Below are 13,653 nucleotides of genomic sequence, written 5' to 3' on the forward strand. Positions count from 1 at the left end.
GGCCCGCCGCCATCTGCCATAGGTGGATACGCCTGGTCTTGGAACCGCACATCCGCGGCCCCGATTTCCTGGCCGTTAATGCCATAATGCGCTCGTGCTGAAAATACCCTACGAATTCTGGATCGGCGCCCGCTATGCCGGGTTGGCCCGGATCCGCCAGCGACGCGGCCGCCGCGATCGCTTCATCTCCTTCGTCGCCGCGAGTTCGATGGCGGGCATCGCGTTGGGCGTCGCCGCCCTGATCGTGGTGCTGTCGGTCATGAACGGCTTCCAGAAGGAAGTGCGCGACCGCATGCTGTCGGTGCTGCCGCACATCGAACTCTACATACCCGGCGCCGCGCCCGAGCGCGTGCTGGACCAGTGGCAGCAGTACGCCGACGCCGCCAAGAAGAATCCCGCCGTCAAGGCCGGCGCGCCCTTCGTGGCGGCGCAGGGCATGCTGGTGCGCGGGCAGGCGCTGCGCGGCGTGCAGGTGCGCGGCATCGATCCCGCCACCGAGGGCGGCGTGTCCGACCTGCCCAGGCAGATGGTCACGGGCAAGCTGTCCGACCTGAAGCCCGGCGGCTTTGGCGTGGTGCTGGGCAACGAGCTGGCCGACGGCATGGGCGTGAAGGTCGGCGACACGCTGATGATGATGGCGCCGCAAGGCTCGATCAGCCCCGCCGGCTTCGCGCCGCGCATGCGCCAGTTCACCGTGGTGGGCGTGTTCTCTTCCGGCCACTACGAATACGATTCCTCGCTGGCCTTCGTCGACGACGAGGACGCCGCCCGCGTGTTCCGCGACAGCGGCACGGCCGGCGTGCGACTGCGCGTGGCCGACATGCAGAGGGCGCCCGAGGTGGCCGCCGAGCTGGCCCAGGTGCTGCCGCCCTACATGATGGCCAGCGACTGGTCGCGCAACAACCGCACCTGGTTCGCCGCGGTCAAGACCGAAAAGCGCATGATGTTCCTGATCCTGGCGCTGATCGTGGCCGTGGCCGCGTTCAACCTGCTGTCCTCGCTGGTGATGGCCGTCAAGGACAAGCAATCCGACATCGCCATCCTGCGCACGCTGGGCGCCGGGCCGGGCGAAGTGGCGCGCATCTTCCTGGTGCAGGGCGCGTTGATCGGCGTCATCGGCACGCTGCTGGGCGTGGCCGGGGGCATCGCGATCGCCTACAACGTGGACGTGATCGTGCCCTTCATCGAACACCTGCTGGGCGTGCAGTTCCTGCCGCGCGAGGTGTATTTCATCAGCGCGCTGCCGTCCGACCCGCAGGTCAGCGACATCGTCACCATCGGCCTGACCTCGCTGGTGCTGTCGCTGCTGGCGACGCTGTATCCCAGCTGGCGCGCCTCGCGCCTGCAACCCGCACAGGTGCTGCGCCATGATTGATTCCGCCACCCCCGCGCTGCAGGCCGATCAGCTGGTCAAGTTCTACGACGAAGGGCCGACGCGCATCGACGTGCTGAACAACGTCAGCCTGACCGTGGCGCGTGGCGAGATGGTCGCCATCGTCGGCGCCTCGGGCTCGGGCAAGAGCACGCTGCTGCACATCCTGGGCCTGTTGGACGTGCCGTCCAGCGGTTCGGTCACGGTGGACGGCAAGCTGGCCGTCGGTCTGTCCGAGGCGCGCAAGAGCGCGCTGCGCAACCAGAGCCTGGGCTTCGTCTACCAGTTCCACCATCTGCTGCCGGAATTCTCGGCGCTGGACAACGTGGCCATGCCGCTGATCGTGCGGCGCCAGGACCGCGAGCAGGCCCGCGCGGCCGCGCGCGAGGTGCTGGGCATGGTGGGTCTGGCCGCGCGCGAAGAGCACTATCCCGGCCAGCTGTCCGGTGGCGAACGCCAGCGCGTGGCGCTGGCGCGCGCGCTGGTGACGCGGCCGGCCTGCGTGCTGGCCGACGAGCCCACCGGCAACCTCGACCGCCATACCGCGCACAATATGTTCGAGCTGCTGTCGCGCGTGAACCGGGAATCCGGCACGGCCTTCGCCATCGTCACGCACGATCCGGAACTGGCGGCGCGCGCCGACCGCCAGCTGCTGATGGAAAACGGCCGCCTGGTTTCAGGCTGATCGTTTTCGCGCCGTGGGTCCGGGCGGATGCCGCCTGCGCGTCCGCTGGACTTGCCGGCGCGCCCTCCGGGCAGGCGCGGGCGCATAATGCCCACCAGGAGCCCGCGATGCTGATCGACACCCATTGCCATCTAGACGCCGCAGAATTCGACGCCGACCGGCCCGAGGTGGCCGCGCATGCGCTGCGGGCCGGCGTTACCGCCATCGTGATCCCGGCTGTCGAACGCGCCAACTTCGGCGTGGTGCGCGACCTGGCACGGCGCACCGCCGGCGGCGCCTATGCGCTGGGCATCCATCCGCTGTATGTCGAGCGCGCGGGCGAGGGCGACTTGCAGGCGCTGCGCGAGGCTGTTCAGCAGGCCCTTGATGATCCGCGCTTCGTCGCCATCGGCGAGATCGGGTTGGATTTCTTCGTGCCTGAGATCGCCGCCGGCGCGCCGCGCGAGCGCCAGGAACATTTCTACGCGGCCCAGCTGGCGCTGGCCGCCGAATTCGGCCTGCCGGTGCTGCTGCATGTGCGCAAGTCCCAGGACATCCTGCTCAAGCACCTGCGCCGTCATGGCCGCATCGGCGGCATCGCCCATGCCTTCAACGGCAGCGCGCAACAGGCGCAAGCCTTCGTCGACCTGGGCTTCGCGCTGGGCATGGGCGGGGCCATGACCTACGAGCGGGCGCTGCAGATCCGCCGCCACGCCACCGACGTGGCGCTGGAGCACCTGGTGCTGGAAACCGACGCGCCGGACATTCCGCCCGCCTGGCTGCATCCGCCCGACCGGCGCAACCGGCCGGGCGAGCTGGCGCGTATCGCGGACACGCTGGCGACGCTGCGCGGGCTGACGCCGGAACAGGTGGCGCGGGCGACCAGCGCCAATGCCTTGCGGGTGCTGCCCAGGTTGGCCGGGGTTGTCGGACTGACGCCCGCCTGAGATCTTTTGCCCCGATTTGTTGGGACGAGATCGTGAAAATTGTCGTGTAAATACGTCATTTTGATCAGATTTTTCTGAAATCTGTCATTTGTCTGAATAAAACCTGACAAATAATTGAATAGGTTAATGGGAATAAATACCATTGGCGTTCTCTATATGAACCCAAGCCCAGCGCCTTGCGCGCCGTTCCTTCGGGAACGGTTCTTCTGGTTACTCCCATGTCCACGCACATCCGTTCCAGCGGCTCCAGGCGAGCCCGTTCCATCCCCGTCCTTGCTCTGCGCCAGATTCCCCTGGCGCTGGCCCTCGCCGCATCGGGCGCCGTCCACGCCCAGGGCGCGCAGGATGGCGTGACCCACCAGCTCGATTCCGTCGTGGTCACGGCGTCGGGCTTCGAGCAGCAGATCAAGGAAGCGCCCGCGTCCATCTCGGTCATCACGCGCGAGGAACTCGAAACCAAGCCCTTTCACAACCTGGCCGACGCGGTGGCCGATGTCGAGGGCGTGACGGTCGAGCGCGGCGGCAAGGCCGGCGGCATGAACATCAGCATCCGCGGTCTGCCCAGCGACTACACGCTGGTGCTGGTCGACGGCAAGCGGCTGAACCAGAACAGCTCCGGCGCGCGTCCCAACGGCTTTGGCGACGTCGACACCAACTTCATCCCGCCGATGGCGGCGATCGAGCGCATCGAGGTGGTGCGTGGCCCGATGTCCACGCTCTACGGCTCGGATGCCATGGGCGGCGTCATCAACATCATCACCCGCAAGGTCAGCCAGGAATGGATGGGCCAGATCACGCTGGACGGCACCGCCCAGGGCGATAACCGCTATGGCAACAACTACGGCTCCGCCTTCTACCTGAGCGGCCCCATCGCCACCGACAAGCTGGGCCTGACCGTGCGCGGCGGCCTGTACCGGCGCCTGAGCGCCAACGGCAGCTATCCGGTCAATCAGGCGGAATACAACAGCGGCAACTACACCGGCGACATCGCCGGCTTCAGCGGGCTGGGCGACAGCCTGCAGCGCAACCTGGGCCTGCGCCTGGCGCTCACGCCCAACCGCAACCACGACATCCTGTTCGACATCGACAGCAACTGGCAGGTTTTCGACAACGCCAATGGCGAGCTGGGCACGCTCAACAGCAGCGTGGCCAGGAACCGGCAGGGTGGCGGCTACGAGCCCGAGATGCGCTTCAACCGCCAGCGCTACGCGCTGACGCATCTGGGCCGCTACGGCGGCTCGGTCAGCTCCGACACCAGCCTGGTGTACGACACCACCGAGACCATCGGCCGGACCAATCCCATGAACGCGCCGCGTCAGCCGACCGACGGCGCCAAGCGCGACCTGGAATACGACAACTGGGTCTTCGACACCAAGTGGACCATGCCGTTGTTCAACGAGCGCCACAGCCTCACCATGGGCGGCCAGTGGCGCGAGCAGAAGTTCAAGGACACCCTGGTCTCGGCGCCGCTGAATCTGAGCCAGTACCAGTGGGCGCTGTTCGCCGAGAACGAGTGGCGCATCGTGGACGACCTGGCGCTGACCCTGGGCGCGCGCTACGACCGCAACGAGCAGTTCGGCGGCAAGTGGAGCCCGCGCGGCTACCTGGTCTGGAACGCCACGCCGGCGTGGACTTTCAAGGGCGGCGTGAGCAAGGGCTACAAGACGCCGGACATCAACCTGATGACCGACGGCATCATCGGCCTGGGCGCGCAGGGCACCCGGCCGCTGCTGGGCAATTCGCAACTGCGTCCCGAAACCAGCACCTCGTCGGAGCTGGGCGTGGTTTACGACGACGGCGCAGGCCTGACCGGCAACCTGACGGCGTTCCACACCCGCTTCAAGGACAAGCTCGACAACCAGAACGTGGCCAATTGCCGCGCCAGCGGCGGCCCCGTTCCGGGTTGCCTGGACCTGGGCGTGTGGGAGCGCAACGGCGTGCCGGTGGACAATTTCTCGCAGCGCGTGAATGTGGATTCGGCGACCATCAAGGGTTTCGAGCTGGGCGGCCGCGTGCCGCTGTTCGAGGGCTGGTCGTTCAACGCCAACTACACGCTGACCGCCAGCGAGGTCACGTCCGGCGCCAAGCAGGGCCAGCCGCTGGGATCGCAGCCGCGCCATGCCTTGAACCTGGGCCTGAAGTGGCAGGTCAACGACAAGTTCAGCACCTGGGTGCGCGGCGAATACCGCGCCAAGCAGTTCAACGACATGAACTGGGAAAAGGAACAGGTGTTCTACAGCCCGTACTGGCTGGCCAGCCTTGGCGGCTCGTACGCGGTCAGCAAGAACGTGACCCTGTCGGCCTCGGTCTACAACCTGTTCGACAAGAACTTCGAGAACTACGGGCCGACCAAGACCGGCGCCAGCGCGCCGACCGCCGCCACCAACTGGTCCAACTCGTACCGCCAGGTGCTGGAAGGCCGGCGCTTGTGGGTGTCGGCGAATATCACGTTCTGACCGGAGCGCAGGCGGGGCCCGGGGCTCGCCGGGCCGCCGGCCGGACCCGAGGTCTCGCCGGCGGGACGTTTCAAGTCGCGGCCAGCGGCAGCTCGATGCGCACGCTCAATCCCTGAGGCAGCACATTGCTGGCCGAGATGCGGCCCTTGTGGGCGGCCACCGCCGCCCGCGCGATGCTCAGGCCCAGGCCGGCGCCGCTGCCCGCCATGGCCGCGCCCGAGGCGCTGCGGTAGAAGGGCTCGAACAGATAGCCCAGTTCCTGCTCCGGCACGCCCGGGCCGCGATCCTCGATTTCCAATTGCACGTCGCGCAGGCCCGCCAGCAGGCGCAGGCGGATGCTGCTGCCCGTCGGCGCGAAGCGCAGCGCATTGCGCAGCACGTTCTCGATCGCGCTGGCCAGGCTCTCGAGGTCGCCCTGGATGCGCAGGGGGGCGGGCCGTTCCCAGGCGATGCCGACGTTGCGGTCGCCCGCTTCAAAGCGCGCGTCCTCGACCACGGCGTCCACGACTTCGGCCAGGTCGAGCATGTCGGCCGGCTCGGGCAGGGCGCCCATCTTCGCCAGCGCCAGCGTATTGCCCACCAGCGCGTCGAGCCGTTCGCCTTCGCGTTCGATGCGGTCCAGCTGCAGGTCCAGCCGTTCGTCCTTGCGCCGCGCCAATTCCACGGCCAGCTGCAGCCGCGCCAGCGGCGAGCGCAGCTCGTGGGCGATGGTGCGCAGCAGCTGTTCGCGCGTGCCGACCAGCGCCTGCAGGCGGCTGGCCATGGCGTCGAAGTCCTGCGCCAGCAGGCCCAGCTCATCCTTGCGCCGCGTCAGCCGGGCCGGCGTGCGCGCGTCCAGTTGGCCGGCCGACAGGGCCTGCGTTGCCAGCCGCAGGGCGTCCAGCGGCGCGGTGACGTTGCGCGTCAGGGCCCAGCACAGCGGCGCCGTGACGGCCAGGGCGAACAGCACGATGACGAGCGCGACGGGCGCCAGGCCCAGCAATTCCCAGTGTGAGGAATCGAAGGGCAGGAACAGCATCAGCAGTTCGCGACCGTCGGGCAGCGTCAGCAGCTGCGGATCCCACCAGGACACGCGCACGCTGGGCGACGGCGCGGACGCGGCGGGGAATAGGTCGGGCGGCGCGGCGCGATAGTCCTTGAGCCAGTCGCGCAGGCGCGCGGGCAGGGCGCGGCCCAGGATGTCGTGGTCGGAGGCGTCCACCAGATAGATGTTCAGCGCGCTGTAGCGCGCATCCATGGCCGCGACCCAGCGTTCCAGCCCGTCCGCGCCGTCCTCGCGCGCGATCTGGGCGGCGTCGTGCGCCAGGCTGCCCGGATTCAGGCCATCGAGCGAGTTCACGCGATACCAGGCGACCGCCGCCGTGAACAGCATGCCGCAGACCAGGATCAGCGCCATCGCGCTCCAGAAGGTCAGGAAGGCTCGCCAGAACAGCGAGCGCACGGGCAGCAATGGCATGGTCACGCGGCGGCGAGCACGTAGCCCAGCCCGCGCAGATTGCGGATGGCGGGCGCGCCGCCGCTGTCCAGTCGCAGCTTGCGACGCAGGCTGCTGATGTGTGTGTCGATGCTGCGATCATAGCGGTCGGGCACGCGGCCCAGCGCATACATGCCGATCTGGTCGCGCGCGACCACCTGCCCGGCCGTGCGCATCAGGATTTCCAGGATGCGCTGCTCGGCGCCGGTCAGCACCACCTCGTCGGCGCCCAGGCGGGCCCGGCCGGAAGCCGGGTCCAGGCTCAGTGCGCCGACCGCCAGACCGGACGGGGCGGCCTCGGGGATTTCGTCGAAGCGGCGCAGCACGGCGGTGATGCGCGCCTTCAGCTCGCGCGGGCTGAAGGGTTTGGTCAGGTAGTCGTCGGCGCCGAATTCCAGGCCCAGCACGCGGTCCGTCTCGCCGCCGTGCGCGGTGAACATGATGACGGGCCGGCGCGAGCGCTGCCGGTACTGCTTGAGCAGGTCCAGCCCGTTGCCGTCTGGCAGCATCAGGTCCAGCAGCAGCAGGTCGAAATCCTGCTGGCTGGCCAGGTGCAGGCCTTGTTCGCAAGTGTGGGCCAGTGCGAGCTGGAAATGGGCGGGTTCTAGGTATTCGCGCAGCATCTGCGCGAGTTCGGCGTCGTCGTCGATCAGCAGGATGCGACGCGCTGTCGGGGTAAGGAATGTAGCCATGGGCGTTGTGCTTCTCGCACCCGGCAGTGTGGCGCATGGCCCCATGCCGCAGCGTCAAGAAGTGCAAAGAACATAAAAGTTGCAGAAAGCGGGTTGCCGCCATCGGATCCCTCCCATTTTAATATGAGAATAGTTTTCATTATGAATCGTAAGAAGCAGGGGCAGCCGGCGCGCGTGGCGCGGCGGTCCACCTGGGACGGGAGCATCAGGAATATGAGCAGCACACACGTCGCGGCGTCGCGTCGCGCCATTGGCACGCCTACGCATTTGCGCACCCGCCTGGCGGTCGCGCTATGCGCGGCCGGAGCGGGCGTTTCGGCCTCCGCCTGGGCTGACGGCGAGGACCGCGCCAGGGTCATGGATACGGTGGTGGTCACCGCCAGCGGCTTCGAGCAGCAGATCCAGGACGCGCCGGCCTCGATCAGCGTGATCACGCGCCAGGACCTGGAAAAGAAGTTCTACCGCGACGTGACCGACGCGCTGGTGGAAGTGCCCGGCGTGGTGGTCACCGGCGGCGCCGATCGCCAGGACATCAGCCTGCGCGGCATGGGCGCCAAGTACACGCTGATCCTGATCGACGGCAAGCGCCAGAACTCCCGTGAGACCCGCACCAACTCCGATTCCTCGGGCGTGGAGGGCGGCTGGACGCCGCCGCTGTCGGCCATCGAGCGCATCGAGGTGGTGCGCGGCCCGATGTCCTCGCTTTATGGCTCGGACGCGATGGGCGGCGTGATCAACATCATCACGCGCAAGGTGCCCAGCGAATGGGGCGGCGAGATCCGCATGGACTCGACCATCCAGGAAAGCAGCAAGTCGGGCGACATCTACCAGGGCAATTTCTACTTGGCCGGGCCGATCAAGAACGACCTGCTGGGCCTGCAGATCTATGGCCGCGCCACGCAGCGCGACGAAGACAACATTTACGACGGCTTCCGCAAGCGCAACACCAACAGCGTGACGGCCAAGCTGGCGCTCACGCCCAACCGCGACCACGACATCGTGCTGGAGGCCACCACGGCCCGCCAGAAGATCCAGAACACGCTGGGCAAGACCGTCGCGCCGCTGGCGCCGGGCGAGCGCTGCCCGCGCACGGGCTGCCCGGCCTCGTCCGAGACCGACTACCGCAGCAACAAGTGGGCGCTGTCGCACACCGGCCGCTGGGGCTGGGGCGTGTCGGACAGCTACGTGCAGCAGGAAGAGTTCGACAACCGCTCGCGGCAGATGAAGATCAAGAACCTGGACCTGCAGACCAGCTGGACCCTGCCGCTGGGTTCGCACACGCTGACGCTGGGCGGCAGCTACCTGAACCAGCGCCTGAAGGACCAGACCGGCAATCAGCTGGCCAATGGCCCCAACAAGGTCGAGCGCTACCAGTGGGCGCTGTTTGCCGAGGACGAGTGGCGTCTGACCGAGCGCTTCGCCGTCACCGGCGGGCTACGCATGGACAAGGACGAGAACTTCGGCACCCACTTCAGCCCCCGGCTGTACGGCGTGTGGCACATGGCCGAGCGCTGGACCCTGAAGGGCGGCGTGTCCACCGGCTTCCGTTCGCCCGACCTGCGCCAGACGGTGGCGGGCTGGGGCCAGGTCAGCCGTGGCGGCAATATGTACGGCAACCCCAATCTGACGCCCGAGAAATCGGTGACCGAGGAACTGGGCATCCTGTACGACGACGGCGCGGGCTTCAATGCCGGCCTGACCATCTTCAACAACGACTTCAAGGACAAGATCACGCGCGTGGCGTGCTCGGCGTCGCAATGCACCGACGGGCCGAACCAGTTCGGGGCCAATCCCACGACCTATATGAACGTGGACAAGGCCTATTCCCGTGGCGTGGAAGCGAGCATGAAGCTGCCGCTGGCGGACGATTGGTCCATGACCAGCAGCTACACGTTCACCAAGTCCGAGCAGAAGACCGGCCAGTACCAGGGGCAGCCGCTGAACCAGCTGCCCAGGCACCTGTTCACCACGACCGTGAATTGGCAGGCGTCGGACGCGCTGCAGGCCTGGACCCGCATCAACTTCCGCGGCAAGGAAAGCCAGCCCATCACCGGCCCGTCCGCGTCGTCGGTGGTGGCGCCGTCCTACACCTTCGTGGACCTGGGCGGGTCCTACGCGGTCAACAAGCGCGTGTCGGTCTACGCCGGCATCTACAACCTGTTCGACAAGCAGGTCGGCTATGACGACTACGGCTATGTCGAGGACGGCCGCCGTTACTGGCTGGGCGTAGGCGTGAAGTTCTGAACCAGGAGCCATCGATGCACACCAAGCAAACATCTACCCGCCGCCTGCTGGCGCGCGCCGCCGCCGGACTGGCCCTGGGCCTGGGCATGGCGGCCGCCGCCAGCGCCGCGTCCATCCCCGTCAAGCATGCGCGCGGCGAGACCGCAGTGCCGGCCAATCCGACCAAGACAGTCGTGCTGGACCTGGCCGTGCTGGACACGCTGCACACGCTGGGCGTGGACGTCACCGGCGTGCCCGCCGCCGCCAAGCTGCCGCCGCAGCTGGAACAGTACGCGGACAAGCGCTATCTGAAGGTCGGCAGCATGTTCGAGCCGAACTATGAAGTGATCCACGCCGCCGCGCCGCAAGTGATCTTCGTGGCCGGCCGTTCCGCGCCCAAATACGACGAGCTGTCCAGGCTGGCGCCCACCGTGGACCTGACGGTCGACGCCAAGGACCTGGTGGGTAGCGTGATCCGCAACGCCGAGCTGCTGGCCGCGATCTATGGCAAGCAGGCGCAGGCCAGGGAAAAGATCGACGCCCTGCGCGCCTCGATCGCCGCGCTGCACGGCAAGGCCGGCGCCGCAGGCACCGGCCTGATCGTGCTGACCACGGGCGGCAAGATGAGCGCCTATGGCCCGGGCTCGCGCTTCGGCGTGATCCACGACGCCTTTGGCGTGAAGCCGGCCGCGGCCGGGCTGAGCGTGTCCAACCACGGCCAGGCGATCTCGTATGAGTTCATCGCCCAGACCGATCCCGACTGGCTGTTCGTGATCGACCGCGACGCCGCCATCGGCCGCGAAGGCAGCCCGGCCCGCAGCATGCTGGACAACGCGCTGATCCGCCCGACCAAGGCCTGGAAGAACGGCCGCGTGGTCTACCTGAACAACTACAACTGGTACCTGCTGGGCAGCGCCGGTCTGGATGCCATGCAGCAGAGCGTGGACGAGGTCGCCCGCGCGCTGGCCGGGGCGAAGTAGGGGCATGGCCGGGAGCAGGGCGCTTTGCGGATGCAGGTGAAACCCGCCGGCGGCTGGGCCGGACTGGCGGTCTTGCTGGGCCTGCTGCTGGTCCTGTGCGCGGCCAGCGTCAGCCTGGGCGCCGGGCAGCTGTCGTTCGACGCGCTGCGCGGCGGCCCCGAGGCCGAGCGCGCCTGGCGCCTGTTGCTGGTCAGCCGGGTGCCGCGCACGCTGGCGCTGCTGCTGGCCGGAATGTCGCTGGCGGTGGCCGGGCTCATCATGCAGATGCTGGTGCGCAACCGCTATGTGGAACCGAGCACGGCCGGCACCGTGGAATCGGCCACGCTGGGCATCCTGGTGGTGACGCTGGTGGCGCCGGACACGCCCGTCATCGGCAAGATGCTGACGGCCACCGCCTTCGCCCTGGCCGGCACGCTGCTGTTCCTGGCGCTGCTGCGGCGCGTGCCGCTGCGCACGCCCTTCATCGTGCCGCTGATCGGGCTGATCCTGGGCGGCGTGATCCACGCGGCCACCACCTTCGTCGCGGTCCGCTATGACCTGCTGCAATCGCTGCACGCTTGGACCACCGGCGATTTCTCGGGCGTGCTGCGCGGCCGCTACGAGCTGCTGTGGATCGGCCTGGGGCTGACCCTGGCCGCCTATCTGGCGGCGGACCGATACACCGTGGCCGGCATGGGCCGGGAGTTCGCCGCCAACCTGGGCCTGAACCATGCGCGCCTGATGCTGGCGGGCCTGCTCATCGTGTCGGCGATTTCCGCCGTCGTGGTGGTGACGGCCGGCAGCATCCCGTTCCTGGGCCTGATCGTGCCCAACGCCGTCAGCCTGCTGCTGGGCGACAACATGCGCCGCGCCATCCCTTGGGTGGCGATCCTGGGCGGCGTGTTTGTGTTGGCCTGCGATATCGTCGGTCGGCTGCTGATCCATCCGTATGAGATTCCCCTGGGCACGGTCGTCGGCGTGGTCGGCAGCGTGCTGTTCCTGTGGCTGCTGCACGGACGGAGGAATCGTCATGCCTGAGGCCCGCTCGGCTATGGCCGCGCCGCGTCCGTCGCAGGCGGCCGCGCAGCGCGCCTCGCCCCAGGCGAGGCGGCTGTGGCTGCTGGCGGCCGCCGCCGTCGCCTGCATCGCGGCCTTCATGACGCTGGGCGCGCAGGGCGGCTGGTCCTTCATCCTGCCATTCCGTGGCGGCAAGCTGCTGGCCATGCTGGCCGTGGCCTATGCGGTGGCGGTGTCCTCGGTGCTGTTCCAGACCATCACGCACAACCGCATCCTGACGCCCGCCATCATGGGCTTCGACGCGCTCTACCTGTTGATCCAGGCGCTGGTGGTGTATGTCTTCGGACAGGCGGCCGTGGCCACGGGCCATCCGGTGGCGGCGTTCCTGCTGGAAGTCGGCGTCATGACGGCCTTCGCCTGCCTGCTGTTCCGCTGGCTGTTCGCGGACGCCGTGCGCAGCCTGCACCTGATGATGCTGGTGGGCATCATCTTCGGACTGCTGTTCCGCAGCCTGTCCAGCTTCGTGATCCGGCTGATCGATCCGAACGAATTCCTGGTGCTGCAGGACCGCATGTTCGCCAACTTCAATTCGGTGCGCCTTGAGCTGCTGCCGGTGGCGCTGGCCGTCATGGGCGCGGTGTCGCTGATGCTGTGGCGCATGCGCAGCCGCTACGACGTGCTGGCGCTGGGCCGCGACATCGCCGTGAACCTGGGCGTGGATTACCGTCGCACGCTGTTGGCGACGCTGGCGGCCATCGCCGCGCTGGTGTCCGTGTCGACCGCGCTGGTGGGGCCGGTCACGTTCTTCGGCCTGCTGGTCAGCAACCTGGCCTATCAGCTGATGGGATCGGACCGGCATCGGCATGCCCTGCCGGCCGCGATGCTGCTGGCGGTAGTGTTCCTGGTGGGCGGACAGACGCTGCTGGAACGCGTGTTGCGCTTGAACACCACGGTGAGCGTGGTGATTGAATTCCTGGGCGGGATCGTGTTCCTGACCCTGATATTGCGCAGGGGGCGCCGGTGATCGATATCCAGAACGTCAGCAAGCGCTACGGCGACAGCGTGGTGGTCGACGGCGTGACGCTGGCGCTGCCGGCCGGCGGCGTCACCGCCATCATCGGCCCGAATGGGGCCGGCAAGTCCACGCTGCTGTCCATGATCAGCCGCCTGCTGCCGCTGTCCGAGGGGCGCGTCCTGGTGGAAGGCCTGGACGTGGCCCGCGCCGACAGCCGCGAGCTGGCGCGCCGCCTGGCCATCCTGCGGCAGGACAATCATCTGCCGCTGCGCTTGACGGTCAGGGACCTGGTTGCCTTTGGCCGCTATCCGCACAGCGGCGGCCGGCTCACGCTGCAGGACAAGGAACACGTCGACCGCGCCATCGACTACCTGGAGCTGGAGCCCCTGGCCGACCGCTACCTGGACGAGATGTCCGGCGGCCAGCGCCAGCGCGCCTTCGTGGCGATGGTGCTGTGCCAGGACACGCGCTACGTGCTGCTGGACGAGCCGCTGAACAGCCTGGACATGAAGCACGCCGTCGCCATGATGGGCACGCTGCGCCGGGCGGCGGACGAGCTGGGCAAGACCGTGGTGCTGGTGCTGCACGACATCAACTTCGCGTCCTGCTATGCCGACCGCATCGTGGCCTTGAAGCAGGGCCGCGTCGCATGCCAGGGCGCGCCGGCCGAGCTGGTGCGCGCCGAGGTGCTGAGCGCACTGTACGCGCTGCCGATCGCGGTGCACGAGATCGACGGGCGGCGCATCTGCGTCTACTACCGTTGAAGGCCGCCGGCTCCCAGGGAATGGGAGCCGGCGGTTCCGACCGTGGCGGCGGATGTCCGCCGTCGGTCCG

At 68.1% G+C, this 13,653-nt stretch carries 11 protein-coding genes; 9 read left to right on the plus strand and 2 right to left on the minus strand.

Going from position 1 to position 13,653, the window contains the following annotated elements; genetic code table 11:
• The first annotated feature begins 142 nt into the window (after positions 1-142).
• From AC6LJ5_RS13650 to AC6LJ5_RS13665, 4 genes are all read left to right on the plus strand, one after another.
• Entirely contained in the window at positions 143-1,375 is a 1,233-nt protein-coding gene (locus AC6LJ5_RS13650) for a lipoprotein-releasing ABC transporter permease subunit (protein WP_498140748.1), read from the plus strand.
• Positions 1,368-2,057 (plus strand): lipoprotein-releasing ABC transporter ATP-binding protein LolD, encoded by a 690-nt coding sequence (gene lolD, locus AC6LJ5_RS13655; protein WP_103275033.1) that lies wholly within the window; start codon positions 1,368-1,370, stop codon positions 2,055-2,057. The genes AC6LJ5_RS13650 and lolD overlap by 8 nt, the downstream gene beginning before the upstream one ends.
• A 107-nt stretch (positions 2,058-2,164) precedes the next feature.
• Entirely contained in the window at positions 2,165-2,983 is an 819-nt protein-coding gene (locus AC6LJ5_RS13660; protein WP_103275032.1) for a TatD family hydrolase, read from the plus strand.
• 218 nt (positions 2,984-3,201) lie between these two features.
• A complete protein-coding gene (locus AC6LJ5_RS13665) occupies positions 3,202-5,439 on the plus strand; it encodes a TonB-dependent receptor domain-containing protein (protein WP_392409403.1) in 2,238 nt (745 codons plus the stop codon).
• A 70-nt stretch (positions 5,440-5,509) separates the two neighbouring features.
• Here AC6LJ5_RS13665 and AC6LJ5_RS13670 read toward each other — a convergent pair whose 3' ends face one another.
• Positions 5,510-6,895: a sensor histidine kinase gene (locus AC6LJ5_RS13670; RefSeq protein ID WP_498140740.1), complete on the minus strand. Its 1,386-nt coding sequence runs from the start codon at positions 6,893-6,895 to the stop codon at positions 5,510-5,512.
• A gap of 2 nt (positions 6,896-6,897) precedes the next feature.
• Positions 6,898-7,605 (minus strand): response regulator transcription factor, encoded by a 708-nt coding sequence (locus AC6LJ5_RS13675; protein WP_103275029.1) that lies wholly within the window; start codon positions 7,603-7,605, stop codon positions 6,898-6,900.
• A 213-nt stretch (positions 7,606-7,818) separates the two neighbouring features.
• Between AC6LJ5_RS13675 and AC6LJ5_RS13680 the strand changes: the two genes are divergently transcribed.
• From AC6LJ5_RS13680 to AC6LJ5_RS13700, 5 genes are read left to right on the plus strand one after another with little or no spacing between them, the layout of a single operon-like run.
• Entirely contained in the window at positions 7,819-9,849 is a 2,031-nt protein-coding gene (locus AC6LJ5_RS13680) for a ligand-gated channel protein (RefSeq protein ID WP_103275028.1), read from the plus strand.
• A 14-nt stretch (positions 9,850-9,863) separates the two neighbouring features.
• Positions 9,864-10,808, plus strand: a complete 945-nt coding sequence (locus AC6LJ5_RS13685) for a siderophore ABC transporter substrate-binding protein (protein ID WP_199770880.1) — start codon at positions 9,864-9,866, stop codon at positions 10,806-10,808.
• A gap of 30 nt (positions 10,809-10,838) precedes the next feature.
• Positions 10,839-11,825 (plus strand): ABC transporter permease, encoded by a 987-nt coding sequence (locus AC6LJ5_RS13690; RefSeq protein ID WP_103275027.1) that lies wholly within the window; start codon positions 10,839-10,841, stop codon positions 11,823-11,825.
• A gap of 13 nt (positions 11,826-11,838) precedes the next feature.
• A complete protein-coding gene (locus tag AC6LJ5_RS13695) occupies positions 11,839-12,828 on the plus strand; it encodes an iron chelate uptake ABC transporter family permease subunit (RefSeq protein WP_498140749.1) in 990 nt (329 codons plus the stop codon).
• Positions 12,825-13,583 (plus strand): iron ABC transporter ATP-binding protein, encoded by a 759-nt coding sequence (locus tag AC6LJ5_RS13700; protein WP_498140741.1) that lies wholly within the window; start codon positions 12,825-12,827, stop codon positions 13,581-13,583. The genes AC6LJ5_RS13695 and AC6LJ5_RS13700 overlap by 4 nt, the downstream gene beginning before the upstream one ends.
• Positions 13,584-13,653 lie beyond the last annotated feature (70 nt).

Source organism: Achromobacter sp. 1011791174, assembly GCF_059760925.1.

Bases quoted from the DNA above. Each gene is read 5' to 3' on its own strand.
- AC6LJ5_RS13690 (WP_103275027.1), top strand. From the start codon at position 10,839: ATGCAGGTGAAACCCGCCGGCGGCTGGGCCGGACTGGCGGTCTTGCTG.
- AC6LJ5_RS13680 (WP_103275028.1), top strand. From the start codon at position 7,819: ATGAGCAGCACACACGTCGCGGCGTCGCGTCGCGCCATTGGCACGCCT.
- AC6LJ5_RS13670 (WP_498140740.1), bottom strand. From the start codon at position 6,895: ATGCCATTGCTGCCCGTGCGCTCGCTGTTCTGGCGAGCCTTCCTGACC.
- AC6LJ5_RS13660 (WP_103275032.1), top strand. From the start codon at position 2,165: ATGCTGATCGACACCCATTGCCATCTAGACGCCGCAGAATTCGACGCC.
- AC6LJ5_RS13675 (WP_103275029.1), bottom strand. From the start codon at position 7,605: ATGGCTACATTCCTTACCCCGACAGCGCGTCGCATCCTGCTGATCGAC.
- lolD (WP_103275033.1), top strand. From the start codon at position 1,368: ATGATTGATTCCGCCACCCCCGCGCTGCAGGCCGATCAGCTGGTCAAG.
- AC6LJ5_RS13695 (WP_498140749.1), top strand. From the start codon at position 11,839: ATGGCCGCGCCGCGTCCGTCGCAGGCGGCCGCGCAGCGCGCCTCGCCC.
- AC6LJ5_RS13685 (WP_199770880.1), top strand. From the start codon at position 9,864: ATGCACACCAAGCAAACATCTACCCGCCGCCTGCTGGCGCGCGCCGCC.
- AC6LJ5_RS13665 (WP_392409403.1), top strand. From the start codon at position 3,202: ATGTCCACGCACATCCGTTCCAGCGGCTCCAGGCGAGCCCGTTCCATC.